The sequence below is a fragment of the Paenibacillus sp. JQZ6Y-1 genome (assembly GCF_040719145.1).
In the GTDB taxonomy this organism is placed as follows: domain Bacteria; phylum Bacillota; class Bacilli; order Paenibacillales; family Paenibacillaceae; genus Saccharibacillus; species Saccharibacillus kandeliae.
This window is the reverse complement of sequence record NZ_JBFDUZ010000005.1, coordinates 32,128-47,980: the sequence shown is the minus strand read 5'-3', so window position 1 is coordinate 47,980 and position 15,853 is coordinate 32,128. Positions and strand designations below refer to the sequence as shown.

General features: G+C 47.1%; 12 protein-coding genes. 10 read left to right on the top strand and 2 right to left on the bottom strand.

Annotation, left to right across the window (positions count from 1 at the left end; translation table 11 throughout):
- The first annotated feature begins 106 nt into the window (after positions 1 to 106).
- From ABXR35_RS20305 to ABXR35_RS20295, 3 genes are all read left to right on the top strand, one after another.
- The gene (locus tag ABXR35_RS20305) at positions 107 to 430 is read left to right on the top strand and encodes a hypothetical protein (protein WP_367063876.1); all 324 of its coding nucleotides are present in this window, start codon (positions 107 to 109) and stop codon (positions 428 to 430) included.
- Between the two features lie 59 nt (positions 431 to 489).
- Complete coding sequence (locus ABXR35_RS20300) at positions 490 to 1,068, top strand: GNAT family N-acetyltransferase (protein WP_367063875.1); 579 nt, start codon at positions 490 to 492, stop codon at positions 1,066 to 1,068.
- A gap of 261 nt (positions 1,069 to 1,329) precedes the next feature.
- Positions 1,330 to 1,830 carry a DinB family protein gene (locus ABXR35_RS20295; RefSeq protein ID WP_367063874.1) on the top strand — a complete coding sequence of 167 codons (501 nt, stop codon included), beginning with the start codon at positions 1,330 to 1,332 and terminating at the stop codon, positions 1,828 to 1,830.
- 239 nt (positions 1,831 to 2,069) lie between these two features.
- On the opposite strand, the gene ABXR35_RS20290 is transcribed toward ABXR35_RS20295, so the two are convergent.
- Positions 2,070 to 3,005: an aldo/keto reductase gene (locus ABXR35_RS20290; RefSeq protein WP_367063873.1), complete on the bottom strand. Its 936-nt coding sequence runs from the start codon at positions 3,003 to 3,005 to the stop codon at positions 2,070 to 2,072.
- Positions 3,006 to 3,319: 314 nt separating this feature from the next.
- Positions 3,320 to 5,305 carry a hypothetical protein gene (locus tag ABXR35_RS20285; protein ID WP_367063872.1) on the bottom strand — a complete coding sequence of 662 codons (1,986 nt, stop codon included), beginning with the start codon at positions 5,303 to 5,305 and terminating at the stop codon, positions 3,320 to 3,322.
- Positions 5,306 to 6,190: 885 nt separating this feature from the next.
- On the opposite strand from ABXR35_RS20285, the gene ABXR35_RS20280 reads away from it, so the two are divergent.
- The 7 genes from ABXR35_RS20280 to ABXR35_RS20250 all read left to right on the top strand — a co-directional run bounded on the left by ABXR35_RS20280 (position 6,191) and on the right by ABXR35_RS20250 (position 15,764).
- Entirely contained in the window at positions 6,191 to 7,624 is a 1,434-nt protein-coding gene (locus ABXR35_RS20280) for an ABC transporter substrate-binding protein (protein WP_367063871.1), read from the top strand.
- Between the two features lie 177 nt (positions 7,625 to 7,801).
- Positions 7,802 to 8,884: a carbohydrate ABC transporter permease gene (locus ABXR35_RS20275; protein ID WP_436669400.1), complete on the top strand. Its 1,083-nt coding sequence runs from the start codon at positions 7,802 to 7,804 to the stop codon at positions 8,882 to 8,884.
- Entirely contained in the window at positions 8,884 to 9,981 is a 1,098-nt protein-coding gene (locus ABXR35_RS20270) for a carbohydrate ABC transporter permease (protein ID WP_367063869.1), read from the top strand. The genes ABXR35_RS20275 and ABXR35_RS20270 overlap by 1 nt, the downstream gene beginning before the upstream one ends.
- Positions 9,982 to 10,277: 296 nt before the next feature.
- Positions 10,278 to 11,018, top strand: coding sequence for a class I SAM-dependent methyltransferase (locus ABXR35_RS20265; protein ID WP_367063868.1), 741 nt, complete (start codon positions 10,278 to 10,280; stop codon positions 11,016 to 11,018).
- A gap of 241 nt (positions 11,019 to 11,259) precedes the next feature.
- A complete protein-coding gene (locus ABXR35_RS20260; RefSeq protein WP_367064119.1) occupies positions 11,260 to 12,729 on the top strand; it encodes a hypothetical protein in 1,470 nt (489 codons plus the stop codon).
- A 606-nt stretch (positions 12,730 to 13,335) separates the two neighbouring features.
- Positions 13,336 to 14,007: a GntR family transcriptional regulator gene (locus tag ABXR35_RS20255; RefSeq protein WP_367063867.1), complete on the top strand. Its 672-nt coding sequence runs from the start codon at positions 13,336 to 13,338 to the stop codon at positions 14,005 to 14,007.
- Between the two features lie 395 nt (positions 14,008 to 14,402).
- Positions 14,403 to 15,764: a GntP family permease gene (locus ABXR35_RS20250; protein ID WP_367063866.1), complete on the top strand. Its 1,362-nt coding sequence runs from the start codon at positions 14,403 to 14,405 to the stop codon at positions 15,762 to 15,764.
- Positions 15,765 to 15,853: the final 89 nt, after the last annotated feature.

Sequence of the window (15,853 nt, the reverse complement as noted above, 5' to 3'; positions counted from 1 at the left end):
GGAATCATGCAAAGCGGCTACAATAAAGGTTGGCGAATCGGCGCCTACGCCTAGCCAGATCAAGATGATGGGCAGCATGCTGCTGCTGCGGAACGGAGAATGAACAATGCCTCAATTGGATGACAAACAGGCGGCAACCCAGATTGAGAAATGGATTGCCTTTTACGATATGGACAATCCCAAAGCATGGGACAAGGACGACTATACCTTTGTACAGCAATCGTGCCGGTATATGCGCACGGCGGTACAGACGCTACGTGGCAAGGGCAATGCCAATCCAGCGGAGCGTAAGAAGATTGCTAGCGGGCTAGAGGATTTTATCGAGGATTCGTTTATGGACGATCCGAACGAATGGGAGCCGGAAAACCGCGCCTTTGTGAAACAGGCGATGGCGGCGCTGCGGCATGCAGCCGGCGTATTGAAAAAGTAACAAAATGAAGGGTGCTTGCTGCCCATCGGCGGCAATGCCCGAATTAGCAGGAGGTTGGTATGAATATCAATCCAGAACTTGAACCTATGATGGAACATAAGCTGGACGTAGAGCTTTGCCCTGCGACAGATAAGCATATTATTTGCAATATGTATCCTTTTTATTTGTATGACATGTCGGAAATCTGGGATCGCACACCGAACCAATATGGCGTATTTGAGGAAGACGAATGCTGCGCAACACTGGCTCAGCAAAGTGACGTCTTCAAAATCTGGTGGCAGCATCCGGGCGTTCTGTTTCCGTTTCTACTGCGCGTAGATGGCATTCCGGCAGGCTTTGCGCTCGTATCCACACCGCCGTACATTCCGCACGGGGAGCAGGCACAGTATTTTTTGCATGAGTTTTTCCTCATGCGTTCCTTCCGTGGTAAAGGGCTGGCGCAGCGGGCGGCGACGCATGTGTTTGAACAGTTTAAAGGCAGCTGGGCGCTGCATACGAATGCAACGGGACGCAATATGCACACTCGACGTTTTTGGCGTCAATTGCTGACCGATTACACCAATTACAAATATGACGAGGAGCCGCTCGAAACGCCAGAGCAGGATCAATTGCTGGCTTATCGCTTCCACAATGCTTGATCGTCGTAGCGATTGGCGATCCTACTAGCGGCAACAGGCGATAGAAAATAAAGCCTCACTGGTGACGCAGATGCAGTAGAGAGCACCGGAGGGGCTTTTTGTCGTACATAGCGATATGTGGACGATGTGAGTAGGGGCGGAAACGATGAATGGCAGAAGGCATGTTCATTGCTGTACACTGTTAACTGCACTACTATGTACTCGCGTTGAAATTTGCTGCTGAATGATATACATTTAGCTAGAAACGGAGGGTGAACGAAGATGAGTCAAACTGCAGAACAGGCTTTTGCTAGAGCATTGGTTCAATCCCTGATTGGGGAAAGAGGGCACTTGCCGATTGCCAAAGCGTTATCCGATATTGATTTGGAGCTATCTGGACAGCGTATAGATGGGCTGCCGTATACGATTCATCAGCTGATCAGTCATATGACGTACTGGCAGGATTTCATGCTGGCGCATGTGCGTGGAGAACAGCCGCAGCGTCCGCCGATTCCAGCCGAAAGCTGGCCGCAGGAGGATCGTGCTGCCGATGAGATGGCATGGCAGCAAGTGCTAGACGATTTCCTGCAAGGTATCGATAGCGCGTGTGAGCTGGCACAGACTCTGGAGCTGGCAGCACCGCTCGTGCACGTACCAACCGAGACGGTTGCTGGATTCCTGCGCAATATCGCGTCGCACAATACATACCACCTCGGTGAGATTGTGATTATCCGTCGCTTACTAGGATCATGGCCGCCACCGGGCGGAGGGTATCCGGCATAAACGGATCGTATGAAGTGTTAAGGTGAAGGACGCGTTATGCAATATGCGACATTAGATGCTGTGTGCGATTCCAACGGCAAACAGTATTGCAACATGCAACAGTATTCCAACATCAAACGAACGATGTTATACAAAAGAAAGACCACGGCGTATCCTCGCAGAGGGGCGCTGTGGTCTTTTTGTTATGCTATGTTCTTATTTATCATATAGAACGATGTGAGTATTCGTTTTTCATCTGTTTAGACGAAAATATGGTTAATCTGTTCGATCTCTTGCGGAGTTAGCTGTACATCCAGTGTTTTCAGGTTATCCAGCACTTGGTCGGAGCGCTTAGCCCCTGGAATAATCGCATCAATCGAATCGCGGGTCAAATACCAAGCAAGTACGATATGAGCGACTTCGACGCCTTTGGCACGAGCGATAGGGCGCAGTTTTTCGACCTTTTCCAGATTGTGCTGGAACGCTTCGCCTGCGAATAATGGGTCTTGCGCGCGCAGGTCGTCGAAGCGGGTTTCACTATTATATTTACCAGCCAGCAGACCAGAAGCTAGTGGGAAGTACGGGATAAAGCTAATATTCTGTTCTGCGGTATATGGCAGCAGATCCTGCTCTGCATCGCGTTTAAACAGATTGTAGTGGGATTGCAGCACATCGACATAGCCATCTTTGTTGGCTTCCTTCAGCTGGTCGATGGAAAAGTTAGATACGCCGATAGCACGAATTTTGCCTTCATCCTTGAGTTTTTTCAGCTCGCCTACAGCTTCGTCCTTTGGTGTGGACTCATCTGGGAAATGGATGTAAAACAAGTCGATATAATCGGTTTGCAGACGCTTCAGGCTGCTCTCCACGCTATCACGCAGAAATGCCGGGGAATTGTCAAACGTCACATCACCTTGCTCGGTGAATTTATGCGCGCCCTTGGTAGCGATGACTAGCTCCTCGCGCTTGCCGATTTCTTTGAGTACTTCGCCGATCAGCTCCTCAGAGCGTTTAGGACCATAGATGAATGCTGTATCGATAAAGTTCAGTCCGTTAGCAACCGCCGTACGTACAACCTCTTTGCCAGCTTCCTCATCCAGATTGGGATACAGGTTATGCCCACCAACCGCATTGGCTCCCAGCCCGATTGGATTCACCCACAGATCACTTTTACCCAGACGTGTTTTGTTCGACATATTCATTCATCTCCTTGTATGTAGTGTATGGTTTATTGTAGCAGAATTATTTACCGAGTGAAAATATCGGGATAATGAGCTATATAAACGAAATAGAAAAGTAAGATGTATACGTGTATATAAGGATCGGCGCGCCTTGGTTATTGGTGATAAGGCAACAGTTACATATTAGCCAATATGAATGTGAATTGAAACGTTTGTAAGCGAAACGCGGCGGGTAAAGCAAATGCCCCGCATCATAAATACGGGGCATTTATATGGATCATTGTAGATGTAGCAGCATTCAAGAAAACAGTAGAGCAGAATAGATTCGCTTATGGCGTATCTTTGAATGGCAATTCTAGAATCGTTTGCTTATCTGAAACAATATCCTGAAACTGACTGACATAACCAGTGCCGTCATTCAGAAAAGCAATACCATAATCGCCTTCATGAGCCGCAATCTTACTCAGCTTGTCTTGCGAGAGTGGTAACGATTTGAGCTGATTGGCGGTGATTTTATACGTTCCGCTATCATTTCTGTAAGCAACGTCCAATACATTCACATACAGATTGCCAGACTTGGTAATTTCCAAATCGTGTGCAATGGTATCCAGCTTGGCAATCAATACAGATTGATTCCATTGAGCCCCGCTTAGTCGAACGATTTTGGAGACCGGCAGTGTTTTCTCATTCACTCGCACCGAAGCGTACAATCTGCCCTGTGCATCAAAATCCAAACCTTTCACATATTGCTTAGGCGCGTTTTTGTCGGTCGAAAGAAACGGTGCATACGTACGACTACGCTGCATCAGCTCATTCATAGAGAGCGGTTTGCTACCTTGCAAATATTTCGCTTCGATTTTGAAGAACATGCCTTCAATGTCGGAGCGGCTGAAAAAGACGTCTCCGTTTGCATTGACGGCTACTGCTTCGATGTCATCAATATCCGCAAGTTTTGTTTTTTGTAGCGAGCTTAGTGAGATTTTGTACAGACCATGATTGGGATCATTTTTTATTTCATTGTTGCCAATGTACAGATTCTGACTGTCCGCATCCATCGCAGAGATTCCTTTGATGTTCCAGCCTGTTAGCTTGTCGGGAATCGGTTGGACTGTCACCTGTTGTGTCACCTCAAGCGAAGAAATACCAGCAGGATTGGTCGCTGTGTAATGGATCATATAAACGCCCGGTACGGTGGTGTCTGGTGCCGGAATCGACTTACCATCCCGCGAATACGTAATGTGAGTTTGGAAGGTGGAGTACGTCTCATCCTCAATAAAAAGGTTCGATACAACAGGGGTATCACCAAATTGCACAACATTCTCCATCGAATCTAAATCTATCGAAACGATCGGTCTGGATTCAGGGAAAACACGCGTAATGGTATTATTGATTGTTTGATACGATTTGCCATCTGGTAGAAATAACAGATTGGCAATGTTTGTTGTACGGGACCTGTCCATTTTGTAGGATTGCATCGTGCTACTATCTGCTGGCAATACTCCACTCAATTGAGCAGCACTAATTTTGATAATGCCGGGGGCAGCGAATGGGTAGTATTCCTGCGATACAGAACTTTTAAAATACAGATTTCCTTTAGAATCAAATGCTAGTGCAGTGATCATCGCTCCTTCTTCAGAGACGACTTCCAGTGATTGACCCGATTCATTCCAGCGTAGAATACCCGGATCATATGACCATCCTTTATTAATAGAAAGATATAGATGATTGCTCGGACTCATCGCCAACTGGCTAATATCAGTTGCTGTAATATGGGCGTAAGTCGTACTGTTGTTAGCTACATCTGCTGCGGAAGTTGGACGTTGAAGCTTATTGGCATCCCATTTTTTTATGTACGATTGCTGTTGGTTTTGTGGATCAGGAATGGCGTAATAGAGCGATCCTTGCGAGTCGACGGTAATGGCACGAATATTCAGATCTGTTCCGTAAACGACCTTGGTGACTGTTCCTGTTGATAAGGAGACAGCATCCAGACCTTGGTTGCCCTTGGCGACATAGACTGTGTTATTGAAGTAGGCGATACCATATGGAGCAGAGATATTCAACTGATCGAGACTATAAGCTGCTTGCTGTACAATAGTTGTAGGAGTGGTATCTACCGTTTGCTGTGATGCTCCATATACATTGGTAGCTACACGGGAAGGAGCATCACCATTCTGGCTAGGCAGGTTCACCTGCGTTTGACTGGATGTGGGTGTCGAGGGGACAGTTGTGGCTGGTGCTTCTGCATGTACATTGGTTGTTGCGAGTGGCAGTAGCAGCACCGTTGCCATGCCTGCCGAAAGAAACTTTTTCATCATCTTCCTCCTTTTAATTGGAAATTATGTGCTTCACATCCTAATATAGCAATCCTCCTATGGTAGAAGATATAGGTACTTAGCAATAATTTAGGTGCAAGAAGATTTGATTTTGGGTCCTTTATATGGAAAATGAGGAAAGTTTGCGTTATTGATATAGACGCATTTGCAAGCTGTATGTCATTATATCCGATCTAGTTTCTATCCAGCCTATGCAAAAGACACAAGCGTAATTGCGTATATCGATTTCAACTTTTGTAAAATGAATATGGAAAAATGGCATCAAATCTCGCTATCTGTGCGCACGATTGCACAAACCTTTATTTTCGAAACGGAACTGGTTCCACTCTACCTTTGAGGTTGTATATTTTCGCTAAAAATGGGCTGTTGAGATGAAAGGAATACGTATTTCATGAAGGTCAACACCCCCTGTAAACAAGCACTTTTGCAAGGCTTTTTTTACCCTTATCCGTTCTGTAATTTCTGTACTTCCGCTCACTTCCGCTAACAATTTTAAATGTATTTATTATTAACGAAAATATGAATGAAAGATAAGGACAAAAAATATTTTTTTCTTTTACAAAAAAGGGATTGCTTATCGGGTTGCAATATCATAGAATGTTCTTGCGTACAACTGTAACCGCTTACAAATAGATGAGTAAATCTTTAATGCAGAGGTCAGCATCGGCAAAATTGTAGTAGCGCAAGAATTTGATAAAAATTTGCAAACGCTATCAAATTTTTGTTTACTTTTACCGATGAATATTAGAAAATGGATTAAAAGTAAAATTTGTCTATTTAGAGCGTCAAGCAGATTCCACGCTGTTTGCACGAAAGGCTACATGCAAAAAGAGGGTTTGTATATTAAAAGAGAGGGTTGAGTCCATGAAACAGGGCAAACTGAAAAGAAATGGTTCTTTAGGTTTAATGCTGGTACTGATGTTCTCTGTCGTTCTGAGTGCGTGTTCGGGAGGAAGCAACACAAGTACCACCGGCAGTTCGCAGACTGGCAGCGGAGGTACAACCGAAACGGCAGCAACGACTGACGGAACCAACCTGATCACAACGGCACAAGTGCCTGCTGGCTCCGATTTGGAGAAAGCGCTTAAAGGAGAATACAAAGGTACAAAAGTAACGATGTACGGTCCATTCGTGGATGCGGATGAGCAGAAGTTCAATGCCAGCATCAAGGCATTTGAAGATGCAACCGGTATCGACATCGCATATGAAGGCTCCAAAGAATTTGAAGCGACGATTAACGTACGTGTAAACGGCGGCAACGCACCGGACATCGCGGACTTCCCGCAACCGGGTCTGCTGGAAAACTTCGCCAAAGCAGGCAAAGTGGTTGACGTATCCACATTTATCGACGCTGATTATATGAAAAAACAATACAAACAAAGCTGGTTGGATATGGGCCAAATGGCTGGTCCAGACAACAAAGACATCACTGCCGGTGTTTGGGCGCGCAGTAGTGTGAAAAGCTTGGTTTGGTACAACAAAAAAGCATTTGACGAAGCAGGCTACACCGTTCCAAAAACATGGGACGACATGATGAAGCTGACTGAGCAAATCGCTGCTGATGGCGATCCAGCTTGGAGTATCGGTATTGAGAGTGGCGCGGCAACAGGCTGGCCTGCTACCGACTGGGTAGAGGACATCATGCTGCGTACGACAACACCGGAAAACTACGACAAATGGGTCAAAGGCGAGCTGCCATTCACTGATCCAATCGTGAAAAACGCAGTCGAAAAAATGTCCGAAATCTGGTTCAACAAAGATTATGTATACGGCGGACGTAGCTCTATTGCTACTACCAACTTCGGTGACGCGATCGCTCCACTGTTTACCGATCCACCAAAAGCATGGCTGCACCGTCAAGCTGGTTTCATCACTTCCTTCATTCCTGAGGGCGTAAAACCAGAAGATTACGACTGGTTCCCGTTCCCATCCATTGATGAGAAATACGGTACACCTGCTATGATCTCTGGCGATATCTATGCAATGTTCAATGACCGTCCAGAAGTACGTGCAGCAATGGAATTCTTCACAACTGCTGAATCGCTGCAAAGCTGGATCAAATCCGGCGGTGTAACGCCTCCAATGAATGGTACACCGGATGACTGGTTCGCGAATGACCAAGAACGCCGCATGTCCGAATTTGTACAGACTGCCAAAACGATTCGCTTTGACGGTTCCGACCTGATGCCTAGCGCCGTTGGTGCAGGTACATTCTGGAAAGGGATGACCGACTACGTGAGCGGTACTGCCGATCTGGATCAAGCGATGCAAGAAATTCAAGCAGGCTGGAAAAAATAAAACGTACGTCGTTTCGTTTATTGCATCACACAACCAACGAAGACCAACCGCCAAAACGGACCGGGCCTCATCGCGGTCCGTTTGGCTTTCATTTACGGGTATTGAGAACTGTAAACAACAAGCTGTACTGGTTTGCAAAATGTTGAAGGGGGAAAGCCAATGGACGTAGGCAAACAAATGGATGTGCGTAGCCAGCAGCGATTTACGCCAAAGCTGATTTTGCTATCCATCATTGTTCCGTTACTCAATCTGGGACTGCACACGCTGATCTTCCTGTTTTTCCGCAGCTCGGATTTGCCGCCGATCGTGAATGCGTTTCTCGCTGTACTGTGGGGCGTATTCGGGATCTATTCCATTTACTACTCCTTGAACTGGGTAGTGGAGCAATATCCAGATAAATGGAAAGATCGCATTATTCCGTACGTATTTGTTGGACCAGCGGTCTTGCTGCTGGGCTGGTTGTTATTCCTGCCAACGCTGCGGACGCTATATTTGAGCTTTTTCAACGCAGATTCGACCCAGTTTGTTGGGCTTGCCAACTTTGTCGCTGTCTTTACCGACCGACTACTGTTGACGGCGCTACGCAACAACCTGATGTGGGTCGTATTCGGTACGCTTGCCTGCGTCATTCTAGGCTTGCTGATCGCTGTACTGGCAGATCGTAGTAGCTTTGAACGTCTGGCAAAAGCGGTTGTCTTTATGCCGATGGCGATCTCGTTTGTTGCTGCCGGTGTTATTTGGAAGTTTATCTACTACTATCAACCGGGTGCCGATCAAATCGGTCTGTTGAATGCGATTATCGTGAATATGGGCTTTCAGCCGCAGGGCTGGCTAAGTATGGTGCAGCCGTGGAATAACTTGTTCCTGATCGTCATCCTAGTCTGGATGCAGACTGGGTTTGCGATGGTTATTTTCTCGGCATCCATCAAAGGGATTCCAGAGGATATGCTGGAAGCGGCGCGGATGGACGGCGCAGGCGAAGTGCGTATTTTCTTCAAAATCATGCTGCCTGTGATCTCCGGTACCGTCCTTGCTGTAACGACAACGATTATCGTCTTCACGCTGAAAATCTTCGACGTGGTTATGATCATGACTGGCGGACAGTATGGTACTGAGGTTGTCGCAACTGAGTTCTATCGTCAGCTGTTCATGTATCAAAATGCAGGCTATGGCTCGACGCTTGCTATCGTGCTGTTGATTGCTGTTATTCCTGTGATCATTCTGAATGTGCGTCAGCTCCAGAAGGGAGGAACCCTATAATGCGTAAATCTGCCAAAGGACAAAAGCGCAAAGGGAATTGGATCGTCAATCTGGTGCTGGGCATCATCTGTATTATCTGGTTTATCCCGACGCTCGGATTGCTGATCTCCTCCGTTCGTCCGGCTGCTGACATTTTGCAAACCGGTTGGTGGACGGTATTCCCGCATCGTCAATGGGATACGGTCAGTCAGCTCAAGCTGGATCGTGATACCGATCTGCGTAAGCCGATTACGGTGAATGGTCAGACCTTTAGCGACGATCAGCTCAAAGCTGGTGTGCAAGTGGGCGACCAGCGTCTGATCTGGGAAAATCGCCGCGCCCGTACACTGGATGTACAGGAAAAGAAATGGGGCGCTTCGACCAACTTTACCCTGCAAAACTATGAAACCGTGCTGGGCGGCAAACAGTACAAAATTACTCAGCCCGACGGAACGATCAAAACGGAGCAAGGTAGCGGCATGGGACGTTCCTTCTGGAATACGATTGCCGTCGTTATTCCATCTACGGTCATTCCAATCTTTATCGCATCATTCGCAGCCTATGCGTTTGCTTGGCTAAAATTCCGTGGACGCAAAATATTCTTTATCGTCATTATTGCACTGCTCGTCGTGCCGCTTCAGGTAGCATTGATCCCGATTCTGCGTGATTATACGACACTCGGATTGAACGGTACGTACTTTGGCATATGGATGGCGCATACGGCGTTTGGTTTGCCGCTGATCACGTACTTTATGTATAACTCGATCAGTCAGCTGCCGAAGGATTTGTTTGAATCCGCCTTTATGGACGGTGCAACCAACTTTACTATTTTCTCGAAGCTGATTCTGCCATTGTCGGTACCGGCGCTGGCATCGATCTCCATCTTCCAGTTCCTGTGGGTATGGAACGATTATCTCGTTTCGCTCATCTTCCTCGGCTCTCAGCCAGAGGTACAGGTATTGTCGATGAGTATCGCCAACCTCGTTGGTTCGCGTGGTAATGACTGGCAGCTGCTCACGGCGGCAGCATTCGTATCCATGCTGACACCGCTGGCTGTATTCTTCGCTCTGCAAAAGTACTTTGTACGCGGTCTGCTGGGTGGATCAGTCAAAGGCTGATGGACAAATACGGTATGCTCAACAAGTCATTTGCATATCACATGGCAGTTGGCATCCCCTCTTGCATACAGTTACACAAGCCCGCTTTCCGGTAACGGAGAGCGGGCTTTTTACTGTGTACAGATTATTTCACATAGTCTATGTAGGTGATTTTCTATGGAAATATATGTTATAATTTTCCTGTTAAAAGTGACTGCATCGTTACGTACACAACAGAATATTAGAGATGTGCCAAGGTTGCAAATGACGAGAATATGACCTTGGCGGACCCTTTATCGCTGCCGGGAGGATTACGTATGGAATGGTGGAGTATGCTCCTATCAATGGTTGGATTAATCATCGCATTGCTGCTGGTCACATCGATTGTGTATGTGAGCTGGCGCAATGGTATTCCGCCGCTGCCAGCATCGCCTTTACTGTTGGGAGAAGTGGAGCGTGAGGTACGAGAGGCGATTCAGCGTATTCGTATCGTTCATGGGGAGCCGCAAGCTGGGCAAAGGACTGTAGACGTTGTAAACGGGATGGCAGCAGCATCGGCGGGTACAAGAGTAGAGCGTACAGCGTCTTCCATCCAGCAGGGTCAACAGGGTGCATGGACAGATACAACAACGGAAGCTATGCTGGATGATTGCCCTCCGCTCAAGCTAGTGGAAGCTGGATCGGGCTGGGGAACGCTAGCGATGCACTTGAAACGCCATTTTCCCGCTTTGCATGTGACCGGAATTGAGAATTCGCCTGTGCCGTATCTGGCTTCGCGCGGTCTGGCTTGGCTACGACGCAGCCGGATTGCACTCATTCGCGGCGATCTGTATCACTATGATTATCGGGATACCGATCTGATCGTCTGTTATTTATTTCCGGGAGCGATGCAGCGGCTAAGCGTGCTATGGCGGGAGCAGTGCCGACAGGACGCGTATATCATTAGCGTATATTTTGCATTGCCGGGCTGGGAGCCGGAGCATATGATCACATGCCGGGATATTCATCGTACACGCATTTATATTTATCGTGCCGGTCATCGCAGCTATGTCGTGTAAAATTTAGCGGAGAGATGTCGCTTGCTGCATCCTAATATCCCTTAGATTATCTAGTTTGGAAAGGAATACCTTTTACAAGTCAGTCGATGATTCGGCTGGCTTATTTTTTCGTTGACAGGTATCGTTTATCCGTGCTAAATTCATTCCAATATTTTAATTCACATCGGAATGGTATGAATTGGGAGAATCTGTTTTATTGTTTATGATTTCCATATTTCGAGGAGGCATTCATTTGAAAAAGATGACCCGTTTCACACTTGCAGCCCTGCTTGCTGCACCGACAGCGCTTGGCGCGATTGGATTGCCGGCATATGCCGCACCTGTTACAACACCAGCAGCGGTGAAGACACCTGCCGCAGTGAAGACACCGACAGCACCTACAGCATCTACAGCAAGCCCCACTACTACCAAGACACCTCAAGCACCACCTCTTTCTGAAACCAATTCAGCATACAACGAGACAGCAGCAGATTACGCTCAATTTTTACAGGCAAAATATAATCTTCAGCTTCCACAACAGGTGAAGCGTGGTGATTTCCTACAAGCCATTTCGCAAATCGTACCGGCAACGGCTACATCATCCACCTATGCGGCTACACCAACCTTTACTGATCTGAAGCCGGATGATGCTGCGTATCCTGCCGCAGTCAGTCTGTACAACGATGGCATTTTATCGAGCACCGAGGTACATGCTGATCAGGCACTAAGTACATATGCAGCCGTATTTATCGCGGTCAAAGCTGCTGGCTTCAAGGAACTGGCGTATACATATCCACAAACCAAAATCAAAGCTGCATTGACCAAAGCTGGCATTACTGACAGCACATTGCAGGGGCAGGCGGCACAGGAAGTAGCAGCGGCAATCGACACGGGGCTACTGCCTGCCCATCTGTATCCTGTTTTACGTAAAGGCGGAGCCATCGACCGCGATACTGCCAATATTCTACTCGGCAAAACGCTCACCAGTCTGGGCAAATACAAAAATGAAATTGGTCGTGCCAGTGATAGCGATATTTATGAAAAGCTGTATGCTGCGTATCGCACGGCTGATCTGATCGAAGCGCCAGAGCTGAGAACCATCGTAGATCAAGCGCTGCGCAGCAATCTGGTCACAGGCTACAACTTGAAGGACAGCCGTTTTGACTCCAACTTTATTGATAATCTAACCCTCACCTATGGGCATGATGACATCAAGCATGCGGTACAGCTAATCGGACTACTACGCAGCGAACAGATTGATGCCGATGTACAGTTCCAGCCGAAAACATCAGCATTTATTTACCTGCAAGAATGGGGAACACCAAAAGAAACGCCAGATTATAAAGTGACCCAGATCGACAACGGTAACTATATCGCCTATGCCAAGGAATATGATATTCAGTTTGAATTCAACAACATTGCTGACAAGGAACGCTTCAACCAGATCATCTCTACCTACGCGAAAAAGAATAGTGATACTACAACACCGCTAATCTACAACTCATGGTGGCAACCGCTGTATTATTCACCAACCGAGCTGTCCGGTTACCCAGTCATTTCTAATACGAAGATCACACTCGGTCATTATTATGCGCAATCCTTCTCGCTCAAGGATCAGGCGCAGACCCTACGTGACGGCTTCCGTAAGATAGCACCGGATGCGGACATCTCCGGCTATGACTTCTGGGTAGACCAGCCGTTCTTCCGTTATTTAAACGGCGAATCTGAATAATCATTTACGGACGTGTCAGTGTAGCTAGTTGTATATGCTTACCGCTGATATGACGTCTGGATATGAACCCTATGTATGAAACGTATTGATGAAATTGATGTATAAAACTGCTATATAAAACTTCTGCATAAAACGTACACATGAACATCGAATACCCTGTTGCGCCAAGCATAGATTCCACATAAAGAGTCTATGCCTACGAAACAGGGTATTTTGTCTCAATTTATAAAACGCTTACAACAAAAACTTTACATCGGCGAATCAGAGGAGTAAGATAACAATTAAAGTTTTGAAGTTGTATACAAGTACACAACAAGATCATTTTCGATTCGTTATCCGGCGATTGGTATATCCGATCCAATCGGGTAACGCATATCCTTTTATATTCAACTGTGAAGGAGGGCGATACGGATTATCCAGCGATACCGCTCGTCGAAAACGTTATATCCGGTTTGCCGGTTTGTGCTAAAATCGTAATACATAGCAGGCAGCGGTTCCTATCCGCAAGCAGCGAATACGCCGTATGATCAGATTCGTAGAATGATCTGTACTGGCTTTGACTGCGTCTGTTTATCGCCGATTTTATACCAGAAAGGAACGTTGACGATGCAATATCCAACTGCCTGGCTACAGGGCGCTTCCCGTGGGGAAGTGATTGCCTGCGAGCTTCGGCTGCAAATTATAAACGAACAAATTCAACCGGGCGAAATCATTTCTGAGAATCGAATTGCCGCCGATTTTGGCAGCAGTCGCTCCCCGGTACGCGATGCACTCAAAGCATTGTCCAACGAGGGTTTAATTCGGCTAGAGCGTATGGGCGCGGTGGTGCTCGGACTGAATCTGGAGGATGTCAAAGAACTGTATGATGTGCGTTATCTGATCGAGAGCTTTGCCCAGCAGCGGCTGGCAGAGGGCGATCACGATATGCTGATCACCCAGTTGGATCGTACGATTGATAAGATGAAGCTGGCAGTCAAGCATGGCGATTATGTCGACTTTGCTTATCAGGACTTTATGTTTCATGAGGCGATGGTAATGCAGGCTCGGCACCAGCGCATGATTCATCTATGGAACAGCATTCGTCAGATTGTGATGACCGTGATTCTGATCACCACGGAAAAGGGATTTCAAAGTGGCGAAGAGCGCATGAACTGGGTAGCGGATAAGCATTACAACATCCTCGACGGGCTGCGTTCCCGCGATCCAGAGGTGATCCGCCGCGCAGTGAATGACTATTTTGCCGATTCTACCCGTACCCTGACCCGTACCTTGCCGTAAAGGATGTAAGCATGTGCGCTTACAGGTAATAGACCTGTAAACACATGCCATGCTGGGCAATCCGCTATTCGGCACAACAAGACACTCATCCATGAAGATGATATGTTGTGTCGGATGCAGACAGGGCATCTCGTTCTATTATCGGAGTTTCCCGATATGTCATCTAAGTTGGCAAAGTCGCAGTTTGTATTACTCAACTTGTCGACAAGTATACAATGTGGAAATCAAAGACATGCTACACTAATTTTGTAAGCGCTCTATTTTTTTACGGAAAATATTTCAAATTTTCAAAAAATAACTTTGAAAATTTTCATTTTTATTTCTTATACATCCTATCGATGTATTGGCTATTCATTCGTTCGCTAACTATGATTCCCCTAAAGGAGGCTATTCCCTTGGATCAATTATTTGGACTCAGTCATAATGCAACACTGCTTGTCTGGACACTGATTGCGATTGTCTTTCTGATCGTATTGATTGCCAAATTCAAATGGAATCCGTTCGTTACGCTCATGATCTCCGCACTGATGCTCGGCTTGCTTGCCGGTATGGAGCCGCAGGCATTGATCAAGTCGGTAACTGGTGGGTTGGGCGGAACGCTCGGAACGATTGCGATTGTTATCGGTCTAGGTACCATGCTTGGTAAAATGATGGCGGAATCCGGTGGTGCGGAACAAATTGCCACCACACTGATCGACCGCTTTGGTCAGAAGCGCGTACACTGGGCGATGATGCTGGTCGGCTTTATCGTCGGGATTCCAGTCTTTTTTGAAGTCGGATTGATTCTGTTAATTCCGATTGTCTTTCTGGTTGCACGCAAAACGGGGCTGTCCCTGCTGAAGATCGGGATTCCGATTCTGGCAGGTTTGTCCACTGTGCACGGTCTAGTTCCGCCGCATCCGGCGCCTATGATTGCGATTGAAGCGTACAATGCCAATTTGGGACGTACGATCTTGTATTCTCTGATCGTCGGCTTGCCAACAGCGATTATTGCCGGACCGATCTTTGGTAAATTTATCGGTAGCCGCATTGACGTTCAGCCACCGAAGGAGCTTGCAGAGCAATTCGCATCCAGCGGTGAGCGTAAGCTGCCGGGCTTCGGTATTACGCTGTTTACGATTTTGCTGCCCGTTATTCTGATGCTGATGGGCTCCATTGCCAGCATCGTTGACCCTGAGGGTGTAAACGGGTTTACGCATTTTGCTGAATTTGTCGGTCATGAGATTATTGCACTGCTGATTTCGGCAGTATTCGCATTCTTCTCGCTTGGATTTGCTCGTGGATTTAGCAAAGAGGATATTTCCAAATTCACCAGTGAGTGTCTGGCGCCTACCGCTGGTATCATTCTGATCATCGGTGGTGGCGGCGCATTCAAGCAAGTACTGATTGATAGCGGTGTAGGTAAAGCGATTGCTGATATTGCCAGCAACAGTCATATCAATGTGATCCTGTTCGCTTGGCTCGTCGCTGCGCTGATTCGGGTAGCTACTGGTTCGGCAACGGTAGCGATGACGACGGCAGCAGGGATCGTCGCACCAGTTCTAGCGGTGAGCACGGGTGTCAATGTGGAGCTGGTTGTACTCGCAACAGGTGCAGGATCATTGATTCTGTCGCACGTTAACGATGCAGGCTTCTGGATGATCAAGGAGTTCTTCGGTATGACCGTGGGACAAACGCTGAAGTCGTGGACAGCGATGGAAACGATCCTGTCAGTGGTTGGACTAGCATTTATTATGATTTTGAGTGTATTTGTATAAAGCAAAGGCATCTTGCATCGATGAAGAATACGTAACAAGTGTGCATATAACTTCGTCGCCGATGCAATGTCCCCTATGGACAGGCTAGC